We start from the raw sequence: 19,650 nt of genomic DNA, 5'->3' as shown, positions 1-19,650 counted from the left end.
GGCGGTACGGTTCTCGACAATTTTTTCCATAGCACGCAATCCTGCTATAGTCCGCCCCATCGTTGCTTGACAAGTCGGTAGGGAAGAAAGGTTCGATTTCAATCTCGTGTCTATCGACTAAAGTTCGGCTACACGATCGATCTTCGTCTAACGTTTCCACTCAGGAGGCTGCTATGTTTCAATTGAAAGATATCTCGCGATCTGGAAGATTTCTCGCGATCGCAACCCGTACTGCAACCCTCGGTCGAGTTTTGAGTTCGCCAGCGTACATGCTGGTTTCACAATCGCCTCGCTCGCTGCTGGCTAAAAAAACACACCTTCTACTGAGCTGTATAAATTGCCAAGTTCCGACTACCTATCTACTACTGCTTCTGCTAGGTAAGTCATGGCACGGAAGCGCATTTCTACCAACTCACCGTACAAGGGGTTGAGCTTGCACATTGCCGGGACATGGAAGAGTGTGTGACCCAGTAACCGAACATCTCTCTCAAAAGGACAAGCCGTAGGAATGAGATTGCAGATAAACTGGGCAAATTTAGGATCGTGAAACTCCACTGAATTCAGCATTCTACGCACCGGATGTAGGGTGATGCCTGCAAATTGGGCGAGTGGTTGCTGTAAAAGCCTCAACACGAGAGGAGCTTTGTTCCTTACCGCGATCGTTGACATTTTTCCGCTCCATTGCGCTAGGTTTAGCCCAGCTCAATTGAAGCTCAGTTTGTATCGAGTACCTGAACGGGTTTTCGCTGGGCTAATTTATTCCAAGCCGGGACTATATGTAATGGAATCAACATCTTAGACTTATTGACTTAGACTTATTGACTTAGGTCTGTTAACTTAGACCTATTAACATATTTCCCTCAGGTCAGCAAGACCTGAATAAGATTGACGCTCGAGCAAACAATTAGAATTCATTAATTGCCCGACAGAAGCCCAATCGAATTGCTTATTAAAGTATAGCTTCTAGAAAATTAGATGGCTAGTGACAATCGATTGCGATAGGAGACGAGGTTCACTTCAATTTTGGCAGCAGTCAATCTGCTCGAACTGCTAAAATTTTATAGGTTTATATACCACTCAGCTATCACTTCGACCTCCAAACCTATTAGCTCCGAATCCACTGAAGGTAACTAGTTTTTAGCCTTTCTCCCAGACAATAAAAGTCTGGCCTCAGCGAGTTTAGAGAGTGGCTGCTAGTTCCAGTTGCAGAGATCGGGAGATTCAGAGCAAGGGCTTAAACTTTGTGACTAGCACAATACTAATGCATTGAAAAGAAGAATAAGAGCTAAAAAGTATGCAACTCCAGTTAAATTAAATTTTAATAAATACTATACTTTGGAAAGGCAAAAAATTATTTTCTACACATCTTAAAGGCTCAATACTCCGAACAGTTTTTCAAATCGGGTAGCTCAGCAACGAGAGAATGCGGGTTTCAGACCTCAGTGGAGCATGTGTTCCCTACTCGAGCACCACACGCTCGATGCTCACCAGTCCACTGCCGTCGTCTTCGTATCGGAACTCGCCGCTCATCCCTGGTCGCTTTCTCCTTCATGACTCTACTTTCGTACTCTATTCTTTCTCTCACTACAAGGACCAGACCTTGGGACGGTTACGACGGCAAGAGGGGAGGCTTTTGTGCGATCGGGTTTGATGAGTCAGATAGGTAATCGTTCGCGGCCAGATCTGAAGAATTGAAGGCAGCGTAATATATAAGGTAGCGTAATATATAGCAGTCCTAAGCCATTTGTAAGCGCCAAGATGCCTGAAGCCCAGTGCTGGCAAGGATCGGTATTTACAAGTCATCTCGGATTGCTATATAAGGTAGCGTAATATATAAGGAAGACAAAGAGGGATTTAGATAACATCATAATGCTGCGACTATTGGCCGATCTCTGTTAAATATCTAAAAACTCGGCTTTTGTCATAAAAACCGAGTTTTTGCGACACTACCAATGAAGCTTTAGGGTTTTATCTATAACAGGATCGTTAAGGCTTCTCGGAGTGTTGGATTAGACGCATTCTCTCGCCAAGCAGCTAAAAACTTGAGATGAATCGGACAGTCTGCTAGTCGCTTACAAATAGCCCTGCCCAGTTCCCAGATTGATGCCATGATTGGAAATCGAAATCCACTGCGCGATCGCCTTTTCATCAGCCTGCCCTACCTGCTGTTACTGCTCCTGGCCGTTCCGTTCAGCCGCCCCCTCTTCGCCCCCTTGCCTTGGCTGGGGAGATTACTCCGCCCCTGGATAGCACTAACAGCGGGCTGGGTGGGGTCGCTCTGGGTATTTGTCGTGTTACTGCTGCTCTATCGGTTCGTCGTACACAATCGCAAGATTCAGCACGCCATTCGCTATAACGTCGCTCAAGTGGTGTTTGCCGGAATTGCACTGCTGATTGCTAAATTAGTTTTGAGGCTCGGGCTGACACTTTTAGGAGCAGGAGTTAGAGTTTTAGGGGCGATCGCCGATGTCATGTCTGTCATCGTTTTTTTAGGGGCGGTAGCGATTGCGATCTACTGCATTGCAGAAAATTGGCGCGGTCGATACCCTCGGGTGCCTACACTGTCGAGTGCAGCCAGAATTGTGACGAGTGGCTAATGGAGAACCCATTGACGGGCAAACAGCTCACCCATATTGAGGCTGACGGACGCGCCGCGATGGTGGACGTTTCTGGCAAGGCTGCTACAGTGCGAGCGGCTATGGCAGGGGGGCAGGTGCGGATGTTGCCCGAAACGCTGGAGGCCATTTTGGCGGGCAACAATCCTAAGGGCAGTGCGATCGAAACGGCTCGCCTAGCGGGGATTATGGCAGCGAAGCAAACCTCGCATCTGATTCCCCTCTGCCATCCACTGCCGTTAGGCAAAATCGCGGTGGAAATTCAGGCCGATCGTCAACTGCCCGGTTTAAAGATAGAAGCAACCGTCAAAACAACTGCTCCCACTGGTGTCGAAATGGAAGCCCTCACAGCTGTTGCGGTGGCAGCGCTGACCCTGTACGACATGGCGAAGGCGATCGAAAAAACGATGCAGATCGAGAATATTCGCCTGCTGCGCAAAAGTGGAGGCAAGTCTGGAGATTTTGTAGCGGAAGATGGCGGTCGCGGTCCTGGCCTAAGCTAGAGAAATGGCTCGAACTTCTCATCTGCGCAAGTTATATGAATACGCTCGCCCCCACATGCGGGGGGTTTGGCTGGGTATCGCAGCGCTGCTCGTCGTCAACGTTTTAGGGGTGTTTCTCCCCTGGTTTGTCAAAATTGCGATTGACGATTTGGGCGCGACGTTTCAGCAAGGGGGAGCGACAGCACTGCGATCGCAAGGGCGCCTACTGGCCATTTACGCTGGCGTGCTCTTGGCCGTATCCACCATTAGGGCCATTATCCGCACGGCCTCGCGGGTATTGATGTTTGGGGCCGGACGGCAGGTGGAATTCGACCTCAAACAACGCATCTTCGAACATTTACTCACCCTACCCCCCTCCTATTTCGGACAGCAGTCGGTAGGAGACTTAATCAATCGTTCCACCAGTGACGTGGATAATGTGCGGCGGCTACTGGGGTTTGCCATTCTGAGCCTGTTCAATACCTTGTTTGCCTACGGCCTGGTCGTGCCCGCGATGGTGGCGACCAATCTGCAAATCACATTATTGGCTCTATCGGTCTATCCCGTCATGTTGCTGTTGGTGCGCAACACCAGCAATCGCCTGCGGCTGGAGCAAGCCCGCGTACAAGATGAACTGGGCAAAGTCAGCGAGCTGATTCAAGAAGATATGAACGGCATTGCCCTGATTAAGGTCTACAGCCAAGAAGACAACGAGCGCCGCGAATTTGCCCGCCGCAATCAAAATCTGCTCGATGCCAATCTCGACCTAGCCCTCACCCGCAACCTCCTGTTTCCCGCTCTGATTGCCTTGGCCAGCGCCAGCATCTTGATTCTGCTGGTCTTTGGCGGCCCTCGCATCGCCTCGGGGGAGCTCAGCTTGGGGGACTTTACGCAACTGACATTGTATGTCGAGCAACTGGTCTTCCCGACTGCCCTGCTGGGGTTCACCATCACCGCCTACCAGCGAGGTCAAGTGAGCATCGATCGCCTGGAAACCATTTTGGCCGTGGAGCCCACCATCCGCGATCGCCCCAATGCGATCGCCCTCGCCCCCCAACAGCTAGAGGGGCGTCTGGAGGCCAGACAGCTCACCTTCTCCTACCCCGATGGCGATCGCCCCACTCTCAATGCCATCAGCTTCACGATCGAGCCCGGAGAAACGATTGCGGTTGTGGGTCCGATTGGCTCGGGCAAAACCACGTTGGCCAACGCCATTCCCCATCTCCTGGAGATCGAGCCCCAGCAGCTCTTTCTAGACGGAATCGACATTGTCGAGATTCAATTAGCGGCTCTGCGAAAGGCGATCGCCTACGTGCCGCAGGAAAGCTTTTTGTTTGGGGCCAGCGTGCGAGATAACATTCGTTACGGCAGACCGGATGCCACCGACTCAGAAGTGGAAGCCGTCGCGAAAGCCGCTCGCATTCACGACGAGATCGCCAACTTTCCGCAACAGTACGACACAATTGTGGGAGAACGGGGCATTACCCTGTCGGGGGGACAGCGACAGCGGGTGGCCTTGGCACGGGCATTATTGGCAGATTCTCCACTGCTACTGTTAGACGATTCCCTCTCCAGTGTGGACAATCAAACCGGCCAAGACATCCTGTCCAACCTGTCTTTGGGTACGCGAGCCAAAACGGTTCTGTTCATTTCCCATCGACTCACTGCTGCTGCCACAGCCGACCGCATTTTGGTGATGGAGCGGGGCAAAATTGTACAGTCGGGCACCCATGCCGAACTGTTGCAATCCCCCGATGGGCTCTACAGCCAATTGTGGTACAAGCAAAAGCTGGAAAGTGTTTTAAGCTAATCCCACCCTTCTCTCCCCCATGTCAGCGTCCGCCGCGAGGATCTGCATTTGATTGTTTCTATCCTGTTTTTCTTACTTTGTATCGTGGCTTCGGCAGGATTTTCGGGGGCAGAATCCGCCATTGTCGGCATCGACAACCTCAAACTTCAGGCCCTGATTGAAGCAGAAGGGGACCAGCGGATTTACCGCTTGGTGCAAACCCAGCGCACCCGCTTTATTACCACCCTGCTGGTGGGTAACAATTTGGTCAATATTGCCGCAGCGGCGATCGCCACGAGCCTGGGCATTCAGCTCTTGGGAGACAGCCTCGGACCCTTAGTCGCCACCGCCGTCACCACCATCAGCGTACTGATCTTTAGCGAAATCTTGCCCAAATCGCTGGCCGTCAGCAATCCCTTGCCTGCCTTTAAAGCAGTAGTGGTGCCCGTTTACTGGCTCTCCCGCATCCTCGGCCCCACAGTTCGCATGTTTGAATGGCTGGTGGAGAAAACCATTCAAATCTTTCGGGTGCCCTCTAGACGCCATCAAGCCTCGGTGAAAGATCTGGAGTTGCTGGTCAATATTTTGGGCCGACAGGGGCAATTGGATTTTCAGAAACACAGACTGTTTCGCGGGGCGCTGGCAATGGATGTGTTGCAGGCGCGGGATGTCGCCATACCCAGGGTGAGGATGGAAACCATCGGGCACGATCGCACTTTGCAAGATGTCATCGATCGGTGTTTGGCAACGGGTTATTCCCGCATCCCCGTCCAGGAGGAATCGAAAGACGAAATCATCGGTATCATTCACCTCAAACAGGCTCTGCGCCATCTCAAAGAGCGAGGCAATGATTGCGTTACCGCAGCTATGCAAGAGCCCACATTTATCCCTGCCACCAAACGGGTGGGACCGCTGCTCAGAAGCATGTTGCGATCGCGCCAGCATTTAGTCATTGTCGTGGACGAATTTGGCGGTACCAGCGGCTTGATTGCGTTAGAAGATCTCTTAGAAGAACTGGTGGGGGATATTTTTGACGAGAGTGACTTATCGCCGCTGCTCGCGCGTCGCAAACTACAATCTCGCTCGTAAACTACAATCGCACTTGTCCATTAATGCGGATGCGATCGCTACAACCGGCCCATACGCTGCATCAAAGGGGGCAGCAGCAGGAAGGCCGCCACCAATACAGAGACGACAGCAGCAACCAATACGGCGGCGGCGGCACAGTCTTTGGCAATCTTAGCGAGTGCGTGATAGCGCTCGCCCACCGTCAGATCCACCACTGCCTCTAATGCCGTGTTGAGCAACTCCAGAATCACGACTAAACCGCAGGTTAAGCTCACTAAAGCCATTTCCACGGCTGATAAGTGCAGCCATAGGCTAGAGCCGATCGCGATCGCCGACACACACAAATGAATGCGGAAATTTCGCTGGGTGCGGCAAGCATACCAAAACCCCATGCCGGCATAGCGAAAGCTGTCGAGTAGGCTGTCGGCCACCTGCCAAGCTTTGGTTCGCCGTAACGGAGCCACCACCATCTTCTGCTGGGGGGTCCGCTTCGAGCGCGGAAAAGGCGCAACCTTATCGCGGCGATCTCCAGATTGGGTCGAAACCGAGGCTTTAGATTCCATCACTCACACCTGTCAGAAACTCAACACCCACATTTCAAGCCGTTATGTCAGGATCGGCTGTCAATTCAATCTGCCCGATGGCTTCAATCTGCCCGATCAACTGACCTTGCTGCTGCAACATACGCTGCAAACTGGCCTCGTCGGGATGGTCCCACCCTATCAGGTGCAATAAGCCGTGGGAAGCGAGCCAAGCTAATTCTGCTGTTAAGGCGTGCCCTCGTTCCTTTGCCTGAGCGCGAGCCGTCGGGATCGAGATCGCAATATCTCCCAGTAAGATTGGCAACTCAGTGCGATCGCTGTTCTGCTCGGTGCGATCGGGTAGAGGCGCTTCGCGAGCGGCAAAAGCCAGTACGTCGGTGCTGCGATCGAGCTGGCGATAGCGCTGGTTCAGCTCCCGCATGCGATCGTCATCGGTCAGGTACAAACTCAATTCGCAGGGCTGCTCCACCCCCATGAGTCGCAACCAAGTAGAAAACCACGCCTGCCAGCGTTCTGGGGAGACGGGAACCGGACAGTCAGATCGAATGTCGAGCTCCAGTTTGTATCGATCGATCGCATTGTTGAACTGCATGACCGCTCCTGCACGGGCCAATTGGCTCGACCGAAAGAGTGAGTTCGATCTTCTCAAGCTCTAGTTTTACTTTATACAGTCTAGGATAACTCCTAACTCAAAGGTGTTAACAATGATTCTTAAACCAGTATTTCCCCTAAAAAAGCGGCTGAACTGTTTTAGTTCAGCCGCAGTTAACCGCATAAAATCAAACTCAAACTAACGAGCCCGACCTAGTTCTCAGCAAACTTAGTTCTGGCCTTCTGCGCCTCATCCCATTGCTTAATCACCACATTCGCTAGATTGTGGTTCATATTGGGTAGCTCGATCAATTTGCAGTAGGCTAGATGGCGGCGGGCTTTGGGATTGAGATTCGCAATCGCCTCGGAGAAGTAGTAGCGACGGACCCAATCCAGCCTCATGGCCAGATCTCGCTCTTCTTTGCTGGGCTTATGGTGGTAAATGAGTCCATTTGTACGAGAAATGGGCCTATCTTGACGCAGACTGTTGCGATTGCGACCCGAGCTCGATAGAAATGAAAACATAGTAGCCACCCTCTCCTTCATCAGAAATTCATATTCATAAACACACTATAAAGATGAAGCTTTGATGAAGTCAGCGTGTTTATACGGAATTGAAGATGATAGTTTGTTTTCTTTACGGGAATATACGGTATCGATTTTCAGGCATATTGAGGCGGAGCTAGAGAGGCGATCGCCAGCAGAATGGCGAGTCTTGACTGGACAAACCAGCTACCCTAGATACCAACATCCATCGAGCTAGAGGAGAGTGACATTGTGGACACTAAACTTGCGAACCGCTTGCCAATCGTGCTGTTTTTATTGCGGTTGAGCGTATTTGCCGTGTTGTTAATGTGGGCGATCGATAAATTCCTCAATCCCGGTCACACTGCTGACGTGTTTGCCGGCTTCTATTCCATTGGCAATCTCAGCAGCACAGTCTCATATGTCTTGGGGGCGATTCAGTTGGCCATCATTGTGGCTTTTCTGCTAGGCATCTTGAAAACCTGGAGCTATGGCCTGGTGTTGCTCATGCATGCTGCATCCACGCTGGTGGCCTACAAGCAATACCTCGATCCCTACAATGGCCCGAATCTGCTGTTTTTTGCCGCTTGGCCCATGCTGGCTGCCTGCATCGCCCTATTTATGCTGCGCGACTTCGATACCCGCTGGTCGCTCGGGAGGGCAGCCCCAATGCCTGCATCCGAAGCAAGCTAAGGCTTGTTGGATTGGCTGGGCGATCGCCCGCCAATACCGTCTGTTTTTAACCAACCAATCTTCCAAAAAAGTGCTAGAGAAGTTGTTGCTGTCACTAGCATGATTGACAAAATCAGAGGGTAGCCGAGCGGCCAATTCAACTCCGGCATGTTCCACGGGGAGCTGGCGGGGTTGAAGTTCATGCCGTAAATGCCTGCCAAAAAGGTGAGAGGAATAAATACAGTTGAAATAATCGTGAGTAATTTGACCACTTCGTTCATGCGATGGCCAATGGCCGATAAATACAGATTCACCAAGCCAGAGGCCAGCTCCCGGTAAATTTCTACTGTTTCGAGAATTTGCACGAGATGGCTGTAGCCATCTCGCAGATAGATCGCAGTCGTTGGCAAGATAGCCAAACTATCGCTGTGCAGCAGGGCATTGAGAGATTCCCGTTGCGGGCTGAGGGTGCGCCGTATCGCCAATAATTCCCGTCGCACGAAATGCACTTGGGTCAACGTTTTTTGGGTGGGGGCAGTGGTGGTTTCGGCCTCTAGAGCTTCGAGGCGATCGCTGTAGATTTCGAGCACGGGGAAATAGCTATCGACAATGGCATCGATCAGGGCGAAGGCTAAATAATCTGCGCCCCGCTGGCGAATATGCCCTTTGCCAAACAGAATCCGATCGCGAACAGATTGAAAGCAGTCGAACTGGGGATCTTCTTGAAAGGTAGCGATGTAGTTGCGCCCGATCGCCAAGCTGACCTGTTGGGAGCAAAAGTGCTCGTCGCTGGCAGTAGCAGCATGCATCACCATCAAGGCCCGATCGTCAAATTCTTCCAACTGCGATCGCTGCGGCACATTGAGAATATCGGCTAGCTCCATCGGATGCAGACCCATCAGAGTACCCAGTCGCTCGATTAATTCGAGGCTGCCCAACCCCTGCACATCTATCCAAGTGACTGAATCGGCATGTGTCGTTGCGAGGAGGTTGCTCAGATCGCCGACAGCTAACTTGCGAGCAGAACGAGCGGTATAGTCAAGAATCGAGATCTGCGTCGGGACTGCATTCGCAGGGGGTCTCAGCAAATCTGGCTGGGTATAAAGGCTCTCTAGGTGAGGAACTTTAAAAAACTCGGGTTCCATACAGTTAAGCAGTAAATTGCCTGTTCGGATAATCGATACGCTTTTCGTTGAATCTCGATCGATCCCAGCTTGAAAAGAGTGAACTGCGACTCTATGAGGCTTATCCTCGCAAGATCGATCGCACGACCTTGCGACTGGCAAGGCGCGCTCGATTGCGATAATCCTGCACCGAAATTCCCAATAGCGGCAATACGGGTTCGAGGTGAAGCCGCACGAATTGCGGACGAATGCGATCGCGCGTGTAGCGAAACGTCTCTAGGATTAGCTCTTTGAGCTCTCTGCGGCGATCGGGCTCTGCTTGGCGCAGTGTATCCCTCAGATACCGAGTGGCAAAGGCGACGTGCCCCTTTTCCTGCCGCAACATTCGTTGGAATGTGGTACCGAGGTGACCGGGAAATTGGCTTTGTAACTCCAAGAGAAAGACCGCAGAAGCTTCTACCACCAACGAACCAATTGTCAGTTCCACATAGCTATTGCAGGTGCGCACGGTGTTGGCAATCTCTTGCGCCCAAGCAGGTGTGGGGGGCATGGCGGGATGTCCGGGTAACTGGCCGACCAGTTGTTGAAAGACTTCTGCATGCCAGGTTTCGTCGTTGTGATGGGTCTCGGTAGAAAACCGCTGCAGGTGGCGATCGGGGGCCATCTCAGCCAAACGCACCGACAGTTCGCAAGCCGCCATCTCGCCATAATAGAAGCCGGACCACAAATGCAAGAAGTCTGGTTGCTGGAGCGGATCGCCGCGACGGGCTCTGGGTTGAGGCAGTAAAGTGGCAGGGGTCATAATGGTGGTGGCAGGAGTATGTGGATTGTACCGAATCCCCACTACTAAGCCTACGGCTCCCGATAAACTGGCCGACAACTGTAGCGATCGCCAGCTCTTTCTTCGCGAGGCAAGCAGGGCTGGTTTGCGATCGCCGTCTTTTTCTGGCACCATCAACCGGCTGCAGTCTATTGGCAGGCGAGATGGAGATTTTCAAGGAGTTTCAGTTTGAAGCAGCCCACCGGCTCCCCCACGTGCCGGCAGGGCACAAGTGTGCGCGCTTGCACGGCCATTCTTTTCTCGTCAAGATCGCGATCGCGGGACCTGTCGATGCAACATCGGGCTGGGTGCAAGACTTTGCCGATCTCAAAGCCGCCTTTCAACCCCTCTACGATCGCCTCGACCACCACTATCTCAACGAGATTGAGGGGTTAGAGAACCCCACCAGCGAAAACATCGCCATCTGGATTTGGCAGCGCCTGCAACCCGCGCTGCCGAACCTGAGTGCAGTGACGGTGCGAGAAACCTGCACGAGTGGCTGTATTTATCGAGGCCCAGATGCCTCCCGCTAGCTATCTTTGGGAGTCGCCGTTTCAAACAGATGAGCCAGATTCACTTCCTCTTCGACAAGAGGTTCTGAGGGGGTGGGTTCATCTTCGTCGGCTTCCTCCGCCTGCTCGATCGCCATTGCAGGCATCTCGGCATACTCCTCTGGCTCTGCTTCAAACAGATCCCTCAGGGAGGTATCAGAGCCCGTTACCTCAGCAGTGGACTTGCGCTCGATGTTAGCGAAAAACATATCCACCGACTGCTCGCCGTCCGCAAGATCGCCATCGTCAGATTGCTCGTCCTCCTCAAACTCGATGCCTCCATCGCTCGGATTCTCTATCGCCGTATCCGATGTTGCCAGTAGAGGTTCCGCCGGAATGACCTCACTCCTATCGGATAACTCGACGAGCCCATTCCCATTATCGCGGATGGGGTGGCTGGATTCGGCCAGCAAGCTGGCCAGATCGGGGTCTTCGTCAGGCGTCGAGTCCTGTGGCTCGGGAGTCTCGATTTCCTGGGGAATATCTCCCTCGATTTCCTGGGGAATATCTCCCTCGACCATCGGCAGAATATCTTCCACTGGCAAGGCATTTTCGGAAACCTGGCTGGGGAGATCTGCACTCGTATCGATCGCACTGATGGGGGGTTGATGGCTGAGGCCAGCGGCTAAGTCCTGCTGCTCGACTGCTCGAACATTGGCCTGCGATGGCTCCGGTTGAGGTGCTGTAGAAACTGAGTCCTGTAACTCGGGCGCATTCATCTCCTCGAGGAGATCTTTTCTCCGCTCGAACACTTGAATATCGGCCTGCACCTGCTCTCGCTGGCCCTCTAAAATTTGAATTTCGCTACTGAGGTCTTGCCATTCAGTTTGCCCTTCGGCCACCTGTTCCAATAGTTGCTCTAACTCCGATTGCCGCAGCGCAATTTCCGCTTGCAGGGTTGCCCTGGTTTGCTGCAAATCTTCGATCTCTTGCGGCAGAGCCGATTGTTCTGGTTGTTCTGGCGCGATCGCCACCTGTTGGGCCTTCAGCGCATCCAGTTCCTCTTGCAGTTGCTGATTGAGCCGGATCTGCTCGTCGAGCGGCTGCCCTTTCTCCAGCAATTCTGATAACTCTGTTAGGCGCCGCTCGGTTTTCTGCTTGCGATCGTCCAGTTCCTGCAATTCTGCCTGCAAATTCTCTAGTTTGGTCCGATCGTGAACCAGATGGCTGTGGGATAATCCCATTTGCCTTTCGGTGTCGGCGATTTCTTGCTGCAACTGGGACAGCGATTTCGCCACCCCAGTCCGTTTTTTGTAGCCAGTTTCGACGATCGCAGTCCCGATCGCGGTAGCCCCAAATGTCAGCGCACCCGTCGTTAAAACTCCCCGCGCATCTCGGTGAACGGCAAATCCTCCAGCCGCACCAATACCAAAGGCCGCGAGTAATGCATACAGATGTTGAGTATCCATAAGATTAGGGTTGAGTGCTGGAACTACAATTGCAAATGAGATTCAAATACTTGCAAGTCCGAACTCAAAAGCGCCCAGCGATTGGGCTTGTTTCAGTCTCGTGCTCGCGCTGCGATTGGCCTATGCCAGGTTGGTTTTGCCTAGCTTACCCAACTCGAAACAGTCTTCTATATCGCAGAAAATTGATATCGCAAACTTTGGATTCAGAATAAATTATGAATCCAAAGTTTCATTGAAGCGTTAAAAATAACCCTTGACGATCGAAGTACCTCGAACTGCTCTAGCTAAATCTCAGCAACAGACGCTCGATCGCCCGCCCGCTCAACTGGCAATCAGATATCCGCAGCGGTGTTCGTCACCCACCATCCAATGGGTGCGTTCGACAGAGCCATCAGAAAATACCGTCTGCAACATCTCTAATTCGTGGCCGCATACACTGGGAAACGTTTCGGCGACTTGGCTAATGGCGCAATTGTATTCAGTGAAAACATAGCGATCGCCCTCTTCCGTTTCCAGACGGGACCAATCCACCATGTACCCCTCTTGCGATCGCAACTCGGCCAGAGCAGCAATGCGATCGCCGAGCGGCCCTTCGCCAATCTGGCGGCGATACTCCATCGCCTTTTGCTGCCACTGCTGGTGCAGAACTTGCTCCACCTGTTCGGAGCCGACGCGATCGGCCATGGCCATCAAAAACGTGACGGCAAATTCGTCATAATGCTTGGGAAACTGTTCCAGTCCCTTTGCGGTCAAGCGATAGACGTGCTGGGGACGACCCGTGCCCGCCCGCACGGATTCGTGGACGATCGCCCCTTCAGTTTCGAGATCTTTGAGATGGCGGCGCACCGCTTGCACGCTCACCGATAAAGCCTCAGCCAGCCGCCCAGCAGATAAGGTTTGATGTTTGCGCAAGGCTTGTAGAATGAGCTGCTTGGCCCGACCGGGATGGCGGCCGTCCGCCGCACCAGCTTCCGCTGACGGGCGATCGGAAACCTTAGAATTTGCAGAATGGCCTAGAGAAGAGGTCACGATCGCGCCCAAAGTACAGCAGATTTTAAGTTAAACAACACCGATGTTGCTAAAGTGAACTAGGATGTGTTTAGCAATAGGTGTGTTGTTTAAGTATACAATTACTGACGACCTGCGTTTCGATCTGCCCGGCGGCGATTTCGCAATTCCTCTTGCACCATCCTCAAGACGCACCACCTGCGGAGGCTTCCCTCAGTGACGGCATCAGTAACTACCCTCGTCAACCAGCCTTATAAGTACGGCTTCGTCTCGAACATCGAGTCCGAAACGATCCCCAAGGGATTGAGCGAAGATGTCGTGCGGCTGATTTCGGCTAAGAAAAACGAGCCAGACTTTTTGCTAGAGTTTCGCCTGCGGGCGTATCGGCAATGGCTGACCCTGGCCGAGCCCCATTGGGCCAATCTGAACTATCCGGCGCTCGACTTTCAAAACATCATCTACTACTCTGCGCCCAAGCAGGGGAGCAAGAAGGTCGAGAGTTTAGACGATCTCGATCCCGAATTGCTGGCCACCTTCGAAAAATTGGGTATTCCCCTCTCCGAACAAAAGCGCCTCGGCAATGTGGCGGTCGATGCTGTCTTCGATAGCGTCTCCATCGCTACTACGTTCAAGCAAGATTTAGCCAAGCACGGCATTATCTTCTGCTCGATCTCCGAAGCCGTCCACGATTATCCCGAGCTGGTTCGGAAATATCTCGGTAGCGTCGTGCCTGTTGGCGATAACTTCTTCGCCGCCCTCAACTCGGCAGTCTTCAGCGATGGCTCTTTTGTCTACATCCCCAAGGGCGTTAAATGCCCGATGGACCTATCTACCTATTTCCGCATTAACAATGGCGAGTCCGGCCAGTTCGAGCGCACCTTGATTGTGGCGGAAGAGGGCAGCTCGGTAACCTATCTGGAAGGTTGCACTGCGCCGATGTTCGACACTAACCAACTGCACGCGGCTGTGGTGGAGTTGGTGGCACTGGACAATGCCGAAATCAAGTATTCCACCGTGCAGAACTGGTACGCGGGGGATGAGAACGGCAAGGGCGGTATCTATAACTTCGTGACCAAGCGAGGATTGTGCAAAGGGGTCAATTCCAAGATTTCTTGGACTCAAGTGGAAACGGGCTCTGCCATTACCTGGAAGTATCCCAGTTGCGTTTTGGCGGGGGACAATTCTGCGGGCGAATTCTACTCGGTGGCCTTGACCAACAACTGCCAAGAGGCCGATACGGGGACCAAAATGATCCACATCGGCAAAAACACTTCCAGCACAATTATCTCGAAGGGAATCTCTGCAGGGCGATCGAATAACAGCTATCGCGGTCAGGTGAAAGTCGGCCCTAAAGCAGACGGGGCGCGCAACTACACCCAATGCGATTCCATGCTGATTGGCGATCGGTGCGAGGCCAGTACTTTCCCTTACATTCAGTCGCAAAACCCCACAGCCAAAGTCGAGCACGAAGCGTCTACCTCCAAGATTGGGGAAGACCAACTCTTCTACTTCCTGCAGCGGGGCATCTCGATGGAAGATGCAGTGTCGATGATTATCAACGGCTTTTGCAAAGACGTGTTCAACCAACTGCCGATGGAGTTTGCTTCGGAAGCGGATAAGCTACTCAGTCTCAAGCTAGAAGGCTCAGTCGGATAAAACAGCTTCGGGATGAAGACATTCAGATAGATTTGGGATTAGGTGAGCTCAGTAATGATTCGAGACAATAGTGACGTTATCCTGTCGGTGCGGGATTTGACGGCATCGGTGGATGGGACGCCCGTGCTCAAGGGGGTCAATCTAGAAGTTAAGGCGGGCGAAATTCACGCGATCATGGGTCGCAATGGCTCGGGTAAGAGCACGTTTTCTAAGGTGTTGGCCGGACACCCAGACTATGAAGTGACGGGGGGCGACGTTTTCTACAAGGGTGAGAACTTGTTGGAGATGGAGCCTGAGGATCGGGCTCGGGCAGGAGTGTTTCTGGCGTTCCAGTACCCGATCGAGGTGCCCGGAGTCAGCAACGAGGAATTTCTGCGCCTATCTTGCAATGCGGTGCGTACCTATCGCGGCTTGGAGGAACTGGACCCGTTCGATTTTGGCGACTTTGTGGCCGAAAAGTTAGAGGTGGTGGAGATGAGCCCCAGCTTTTTGGAGCGCAGCGTTAATAGCGGTTTCTCGGGAGGGGAGAAGAAGCGCAACGAGATTTTGCAGATGGCGGTGTTGGAACCCACACTGTCGATTTTGGACGAGACGGATTCGGGTTTGGATATTGATGCGCTGCGGATTGTTTCCAATGGGGTCAATCAACTCGCGGGTGAAGACAACGCGACGATTTTGATCACTCACTACCAACGGTTGCTGAACTACATCGTGCCGGACTTCGTTCACGTCATGTATGGCGGCAAGATTATTCGTACGGGGGGCAAAGAGCTGGCTCTGGAACTGGAAGAGAAAGGTTACGACTGGATCGACGAGTTGGAGGTTGTAGCTGCAGGCTCATGACACCCTCTATGCCCGGTAACTCTACTGCGATCGCCTCTAACCTCACCAGTGGTTCGGAGCTCTACCTGGCCGAGCTGCTCGGCCAGCATGGCGCACTGGATGGCTCGATCGCCCCTTGGCTCGATCCCCTCCGCCAGATGGCGGCCGATCGCGTCCGTCTCATGTCTCTGCCCACCCAGCGAGACGAAGACTGGCGCTTCACCAGCCTCAATTCTCTCAAGGAAGTCACCTTTAGGGTTTCTGATGCCACGCTCTCGGGTGTGACAGACTGGGCGCTGTCCGAAACCGATCGCAGCCGCTTGGTGTTTGTGAATGGCAAGTTTGCTGCTGAATTCTCGGATGTGTCTGGGTTGCCGACTGATGTAACGGTGGGTAATTTGGCCAATTTATCGGTCGAGCAGCAGGAACAGGTGCGATCGCAGTTCTCTCTCGATGGGATGGATAGCGGAGATGTCTTTGCCCTGTTGAATTCCGCCTGTCTGCAAGATATGGCCGTGGTTATCGTCGGTAAAGACTGCGTGGTGGAAACGCCCATTCAGCTTTTGTTTGTTTCGACTGCAGGCGATCGCCCTTCTGTGTCTCATCCCCGTTGCACGGTTGTGGCCGAGCGCGGCAGTGCGGCAACGATCGTCGAACAATTTGTGGGGGTAGGGGCCGAACCGTACTTGACCAATGCCGTGACTGAAATTACTCTGGCCCCAAATGCCCAACTCAACCATTGCAAGTGGCAGGCGGAGAGCGAGCATAGCTTTCATATTGCCCGGACGGCGATCGCTCAAGAGCGCGACAGCCGCTACACCTGTCACACCACCAGCACGGGAGCGCGCCTGTCGCGCCATACTCTGGCAGCGGTGCAGCAGGGGTTGAATGGGGAGACGATCCTGAACGGATTGACCGTCGCCTCCGGTACGCAATTATCCGATACCCATACGGCGATCGACCACGCTCAGCCCCACGGTACGAGCCAGCAGATTCACAAGTGTATTGTGGGCGATCGGGCACATTCGGTATTTAACGGCAAAGTGCTGGTGCGCAAGCACGCGCAGAAGATCGATAGCAGCCAATCCAGCCGCAATTTGTTGCTTTCGCATAAAGCGCGAGTGGACACCAAGCCGCAGTTAGAAATTTTTGCAGATGATGTCAAATGCGCCCACGGTGCGACCGTGAGTCAGTTAGAGGCTGATGAAGTTTTCTATTTGCAAAGCCGAGGCTTGAGTGAAGCAAAAGCCAAACAGTTGCTCACTTATGCGTTTGCCGTAGAAGTTGCGGAGCGTATCCCGGTGAAATCGCTGGAAAATCAATTGAAAAACTTTCTCTCCTTTGCATTCGACTAGAGGACTGCTCCAGTCCTAACGCTAGACGTAGTGGCTTCGCGCCGATCGTTCCGCAATAGGATTCCTGGTTGATGCAACCTAAAAAACTAGTTAAAGCATGGGTAGAGGCATTCAATAGAGCTGATGCCGAGGCTCTCGCGAGCTTCTACAGTGAAACAGCCACAAACCATCAAGTGGCGGAGTCTCCAGTTGAAGGACGTGAAGCAATACGCAGGGTGTTTGCGGATGAATTTTCGACGGCAAAGATGACCTGTATCATCGAAAATCTTTTTGAAGATGGTGAATGGGCCATTCTAGAATGGCGCGACCCGCTCGGACTCAGGGGTTGTGGTTTCTTTCACGTCATTGCTGGACAAATAGTGTTTCAGAGAGGTTACTGGGATAAATTGTCATTTCTCAGGCAACAGGGATTGCCTCTACCAGATTGCTAAAATTCGGGGGCGATGAGATCTTGTGAATCTCCGCATAATTGAGACTAGGCTGCAGTCTCAAAATCCACCTTCTCAACTGCGGAGAGGTCGAGCTTCTGTCTCGCGTGCCACAGATCGTACTGGGTTTGCATGGTTAGCCAACTCTCAGCAGAACTTCCCAAAGCCTTCGATAATCTCAAAGCCATTTCTGGGCTTATTCCACTTTGTTGCTTCACCAGTCGAGACAGGGTGGAGGATGCGACCCCAAGCTTTGTTGCTAAAGCCCGGATGCTGATATTGAAAGGCCTCAAGTAAACCTCTTCAATAAATTCCCCTGGATGAGGCGGGTTGAACATCTCCATCAGTGATAGTCCTCGTAATTCAGACCGCGAACGTCGCGATCGACAAACTCGAACGTCAATCTCCAATTGCCATTGACCCAGATTGAGCAACGACCTTTTCAGTGTCTTGTCTAACAGACCCATCGATGCTGCGATTGCCTTGAAGCAAAGTGGCGATCGCCCTTCTATATTCTCTAGCTTGCCGTCGTTACATACCTCCGAAATTCCTGCCGAGAGTAGCAGCCCAGGTAGATTGACTCGTTTTTGGTTGGGCTTGCAAATGGATTGCGATTTAGATGTGACTGAAGATGAACTCGGTGAAAGACTAAAAGGGGAAGTGACTTTTTTTGCTAATCAATGAGTATAGAAACCTCTTGTTTCTATACCTATTGATTGCCACTTAACAAAGGATTCAACAGAACGGAAAATACATTTTTTGAAACCCAAGCCGTTATCCTGTAGAGAGCTATGGCTTTGAGCTTCCAATCAAATGATGTGAGACTCTAGGAATACGCTCGCAAATTTGAAATTGAGCTGTGTATGTTTAGATGTTGAAGTGTGCGTGCTAGGATCGACTGTAGCTTCAGGTGTTGTTATGACAACGACTCTACGAACTCTTTACGATACGGATTACGCATTATGGACCCAGACAATGGCGAAATATCTGCGTCAGCGCGATCTGGATGCTCTTGATGTTGAGAATTTAGCGGAAGAGATTGAATCGTTGGGTAAACGAGATCGGCGGGAGTTGGTGAGCCGCCTGGAGGTATTGTTAATGCATCTCCTCAAATGGCAGCATCAATCTCAGAAGCGCTCGACTAGCTGGCAAATCACAATTAAAGAACAGCGCCGCCAGATTGCCAGAATCTTGTCGGACTCTCCCAGTCTAAAGCCCTATTTGGCTACTGAGTTTGCGAACTGTTACCAGGAGGCAAGGGATATGGCTGTTGATGAAACTGGGTTAGATCGGTCCAGCTTTCCTGAAAATTGTGAATGGACAATAGAGCAAGTTAGCGATCGCGCTTTCTGGCCCGAGCCATAACATCTGAGCAGGAGATCGGCCTGACGGTGAAGAAAAGCATCTCTCAACCACGCATCAGATAAGTGTTTAAATGTTGGCATCTATCCCTCTTTTGGTAAGCGTCCCAGACGCCTAAGCAGTGAGTAGGAATTTGGTATCTTCGAGCGCACTTGAGTGAGAAAATCGAGAGGACTTCTCTGCTGAGCCTTGAGAGAAGCCGTCACCGCCAGCACCCGTGCGACAAACTGATTGCCCGCCTGAGATTGGGAGCCAAAACTAGTGCGCCGCCAAATCACCGCCGCTCTCAAAGCCCGCTCGGCAGCATTATTAGCCGGCTCAATGCCTGGTGTATCAACAAAAGTCCAGAGAGCCGCTTCCAGCTTCAACAACTTGCGACAAGTGCGAATCGTCTTAGCCAAAGGATGACTCTCCCTTCGCTTGAGCGGCAGGGCAGCCGCCTCCTCCAACTGGGCCTTAAACCCAGCTCGCAAATGAACCACAGCAGCTTGGCAAGTCTCGCGCGAGAGGGTGCCATCTCTCACCCGATGCCACCACTGAAATAGCTGACGCTCTTGGCTTAACAGGGTCTCTCCAATCTGCTTTGAGGCTCCCCCTCTCTCCGCGAGCGCCTGTAAGTCTCTCTTGAGATGAGCCCAACACAATTCCCCAATCAAGCTTTGGGCGGTGGCTTGGGAACGGCTCAATACCACCTCGAAAAAGCACACCAGAGGGGTGAGCAATCCCCAGACCCAACCTTTGGTCTTGCTCTTGTTACCTCCGTCCCGATTCCCTTGGGGAAAGCTGGTTTCATCGCTATACAAGACTGCTTCAGACTGGACGTATCATCCC

General features: G+C 52.4%; 23 protein-coding genes. 12 read left to right on the top strand and 11 right to left on the bottom strand.

The genetic code is table 11. From position 1 onward, the window contains the following. Positions 1-351 precede the first annotated feature (351 nt). On the bottom strand, positions 352-669 hold the full coding sequence (locus tag SYN7336_RS14980; RefSeq protein WP_017326769.1) for a Mo-dependent nitrogenase C-terminal domain-containing protein: 318 nt from the start codon (positions 667-669) through the stop codon (positions 352-354). A 1,439-nt stretch (positions 670-2,108) separates the two neighbouring features. On the opposite strand from SYN7336_RS14980, the gene SYN7336_RS14975 reads away from it, so the two are divergent. From SYN7336_RS14975 to SYN7336_RS14960, 4 genes are read left to right on the top strand one after another with little or no spacing between them, the layout of a single operon-like run. Further along, entirely contained in the window at positions 2,109-2,597 is a 489-nt protein-coding gene (locus SYN7336_RS14975) for a Tic20 family protein (protein WP_017326768.1), read from the top strand. Next, the gene (moaC, locus tag SYN7336_RS14970; protein ID WP_017326767.1) at positions 2,597-3,118 is read left to right on the top strand and encodes a cyclic pyranopterin monophosphate synthase MoaC; all 522 of its coding nucleotides are present in this window, start codon (positions 2,597-2,599) and stop codon (positions 3,116-3,118) included. The genes SYN7336_RS14975 and moaC overlap by 1 nt, the downstream gene beginning before the upstream one ends. A gap of 4 nt (positions 3,119-3,122) precedes the next feature. Further along, positions 3,123-4,907 carry an ABC transporter ATP-binding protein gene (locus SYN7336_RS14965; protein ID WP_026101035.1) on the top strand — a complete coding sequence of 595 codons (1,785 nt, stop codon included), beginning with the start codon at positions 3,123-3,125 and terminating at the stop codon, positions 4,905-4,907. A gap of 48 nt (positions 4,908-4,955) precedes the next feature. Beyond that, positions 4,956-5,975, top strand: coding sequence for a hemolysin family protein (locus tag SYN7336_RS14960; RefSeq protein WP_017326765.1), 1,020 nt, complete (start codon positions 4,956-4,958; stop codon positions 5,973-5,975). A 38-nt stretch (positions 5,976-6,013) separates the two neighbouring features. On the opposite strand, the gene SYN7336_RS14955 is transcribed toward SYN7336_RS14960, so the two are convergent. The 3 genes from SYN7336_RS14955 to SYN7336_RS32340 all read right to left on the bottom strand — a co-directional run bounded on the left by SYN7336_RS14955 (position 6,014) and on the right by SYN7336_RS32340 (position 7,612). Then, the gene (locus SYN7336_RS14955) at positions 6,014-6,517 is read right to left on the bottom strand and encodes a diacylglycerol kinase (protein ID WP_017326764.1); all 504 of its coding nucleotides are present in this window, start codon (positions 6,515-6,517) and stop codon (positions 6,014-6,016) included. 34 nt (positions 6,518-6,551) lie between these two features. Then, positions 6,552-7,088 carry an rRNA maturation RNase YbeY gene (gene ybeY / locus SYN7336_RS14950; RefSeq protein WP_017326763.1) on the bottom strand — a complete coding sequence of 179 codons (537 nt, stop codon included), beginning with the start codon at positions 7,086-7,088 and terminating at the stop codon, positions 6,552-6,554. Positions 7,089-7,300: 212 nt separating this feature from the next. Further along, positions 7,301-7,612, bottom strand: coding sequence for a hypothetical protein (locus SYN7336_RS32340; protein ID WP_017326762.1), 312 nt, complete (start codon positions 7,610-7,612; stop codon positions 7,301-7,303). A 252-nt stretch (positions 7,613-7,864) separates the two neighbouring features. Here SYN7336_RS32340 and SYN7336_RS14940 point away from each other — a divergent pair, with 252 nt between their 5' ends. Next, positions 7,865-8,305 carry a MauE/DoxX family redox-associated membrane protein gene (locus SYN7336_RS14940; protein WP_017326761.1) on the top strand — a complete coding sequence of 147 codons (441 nt, stop codon included), beginning with the start codon at positions 7,865-7,867 and terminating at the stop codon, positions 8,303-8,305. Here SYN7336_RS14940 and corA read toward each other — a convergent pair. After that, the gene (gene corA, locus SYN7336_RS26095; RefSeq protein ID WP_017326760.1) at positions 8,302-9,429 is read right to left on the bottom strand and encodes a magnesium/cobalt transporter CorA; all 1,128 of its coding nucleotides are present in this window, start codon (positions 9,427-9,429) and stop codon (positions 8,302-8,304) included. The genes SYN7336_RS14940 and corA overlap by 4 nt on opposite strands. A gap of 100 nt (positions 9,430-9,529) precedes the next feature. Further along, positions 9,530-10,363 (bottom strand): ferritin-like domain-containing protein, encoded by an 834-nt coding sequence (locus SYN7336_RS14930; protein WP_017326759.1) that lies wholly within the window; start codon positions 10,361-10,363, stop codon positions 9,530-9,532. A 29-nt stretch (positions 10,364-10,392) separates the two neighbouring features. On the opposite strand from SYN7336_RS14930, the gene queD reads away from it, so the two are divergent. Beyond that, positions 10,393-10,761 carry a 6-carboxytetrahydropterin synthase QueD gene (gene queD, locus SYN7336_RS14925; protein ID WP_017326758.1) on the top strand — a complete coding sequence of 123 codons (369 nt, stop codon included), beginning with the start codon at positions 10,393-10,395 and terminating at the stop codon, positions 10,759-10,761. On the opposite strand, the gene SYN7336_RS14920 is transcribed toward queD, so the two are convergent. Both SYN7336_RS14920 and sufR read right to left on the bottom strand, forming a co-directional pair. Then, the gene (locus tag SYN7336_RS14920; RefSeq protein ID WP_017326757.1) at positions 10,758-12,188 is read right to left on the bottom strand and encodes a hypothetical protein; all 1,431 of its coding nucleotides are present in this window, start codon (positions 12,186-12,188) and stop codon (positions 10,758-10,760) included. The genes queD and SYN7336_RS14920 overlap by 4 nt on opposite strands. A 321-nt stretch (positions 12,189-12,509) precedes the next feature. After that, on the bottom strand, positions 12,510-13,217 hold the full coding sequence (gene sufR / locus SYN7336_RS14915) for an iron-sulfur cluster biosynthesis transcriptional regulator SufR (RefSeq protein WP_017326756.1): 708 nt from the start codon (positions 13,215-13,217) through the stop codon (positions 12,510-12,512). A gap of 195 nt (positions 13,218-13,412) precedes the next feature. Here sufR and sufB point away from each other — a divergent pair, with 195 nt between their 5' ends. From sufB to SYN7336_RS14895, 4 genes are all read left to right on the top strand, one after another. After that, entirely contained in the window at positions 13,413-14,852 is a 1,440-nt protein-coding gene (gene sufB, locus SYN7336_RS14910) for a Fe-S cluster assembly protein SufB (protein ID WP_017326755.1), read from the top strand. 54 nt (positions 14,853-14,906) lie between these two features. Beyond that, positions 14,907-15,695, top strand: a complete 789-nt coding sequence (sufC, locus tag SYN7336_RS14905; protein WP_017326754.1) for a Fe-S cluster assembly ATPase SufC — start codon at positions 14,907-14,909, stop codon at positions 15,693-15,695. Continuing rightward, on the top strand, positions 15,692-17,029 hold the full coding sequence (gene sufD, locus SYN7336_RS14900) for a Fe-S cluster assembly protein SufD (RefSeq protein WP_017326753.1): 1,338 nt from the start codon (positions 15,692-15,694) through the stop codon (positions 17,027-17,029). Before sufC ends, sufD begins: the two co-directional genes overlap by 4 nt. Before the next feature lie 71 nt (positions 17,030-17,100). Further along, on the top strand, positions 17,101-17,460 hold the full coding sequence (locus SYN7336_RS14895; RefSeq protein WP_017326752.1) for a nuclear transport factor 2 family protein: 360 nt from the start codon (positions 17,101-17,103) through the stop codon (positions 17,458-17,460). A 44-nt stretch (positions 17,461-17,504) separates the two neighbouring features. On the opposite strand, the gene SYN7336_RS14890 is transcribed toward SYN7336_RS14895, so the two are convergent. Both SYN7336_RS14890 and SYN7336_RS29010 read right to left on the bottom strand, forming a co-directional pair. Beyond that, a complete protein-coding gene (locus SYN7336_RS14890; protein WP_017326751.1) occupies positions 17,505-17,801 on the bottom strand; it encodes a HigA family addiction module antitoxin in 297 nt (98 codons plus the stop codon). Continuing rightward, positions 17,801-17,860 (bottom strand): hypothetical protein, encoded by a 60-nt coding sequence (locus SYN7336_RS29010; protein ID WP_255346726.1) that lies wholly within the window; start codon positions 17,858-17,860, stop codon positions 17,801-17,803. The genes SYN7336_RS14890 and SYN7336_RS29010 overlap by 1 nt, the downstream gene beginning before the upstream one ends. A 47-nt stretch (positions 17,861-17,907) precedes the next feature. Here SYN7336_RS29010 and SYN7336_RS32335 point away from each other — a divergent pair, with 47 nt between their 5' ends. After that, positions 17,908-18,141, top strand: a complete 234-nt coding sequence (locus tag SYN7336_RS32335) for a hypothetical protein (RefSeq protein WP_038026010.1) — start codon at positions 17,908-17,910, stop codon at positions 18,139-18,141. A gap of 201 nt (positions 18,142-18,342) precedes the next feature. Continuing rightward, positions 18,343-18,822 (top strand): DUF29 domain-containing protein, encoded by a 480-nt coding sequence (locus SYN7336_RS14880; protein WP_227498518.1) that lies wholly within the window; start codon positions 18,343-18,345, stop codon positions 18,820-18,822. An 80-nt stretch (positions 18,823-18,902) separates the two neighbouring features. On the opposite strand, the gene SYN7336_RS26085 is transcribed toward SYN7336_RS14880, so the two are convergent. Beyond that, a complete protein-coding gene (locus SYN7336_RS26085) occupies positions 18,903-19,622 on the bottom strand; it encodes a transposase (RefSeq protein WP_017326748.1) in 720 nt (239 codons plus the stop codon). Between the last annotated feature and the right edge of the window lie 28 nt (positions 19,623-19,650).

It is taken from the genome of Synechococcus sp. PCC 7336, from assembly GCF_000332275.1.
Classification (GTDB): Bacteria; Cyanobacteriota; Cyanobacteriia; order Thermostichales; family PCC-7336; genus PCC-7336.
Note: the sequence above shows the minus strand (reverse complement) of the source record. Positions and strands in the feature narration are given on the sequence as shown.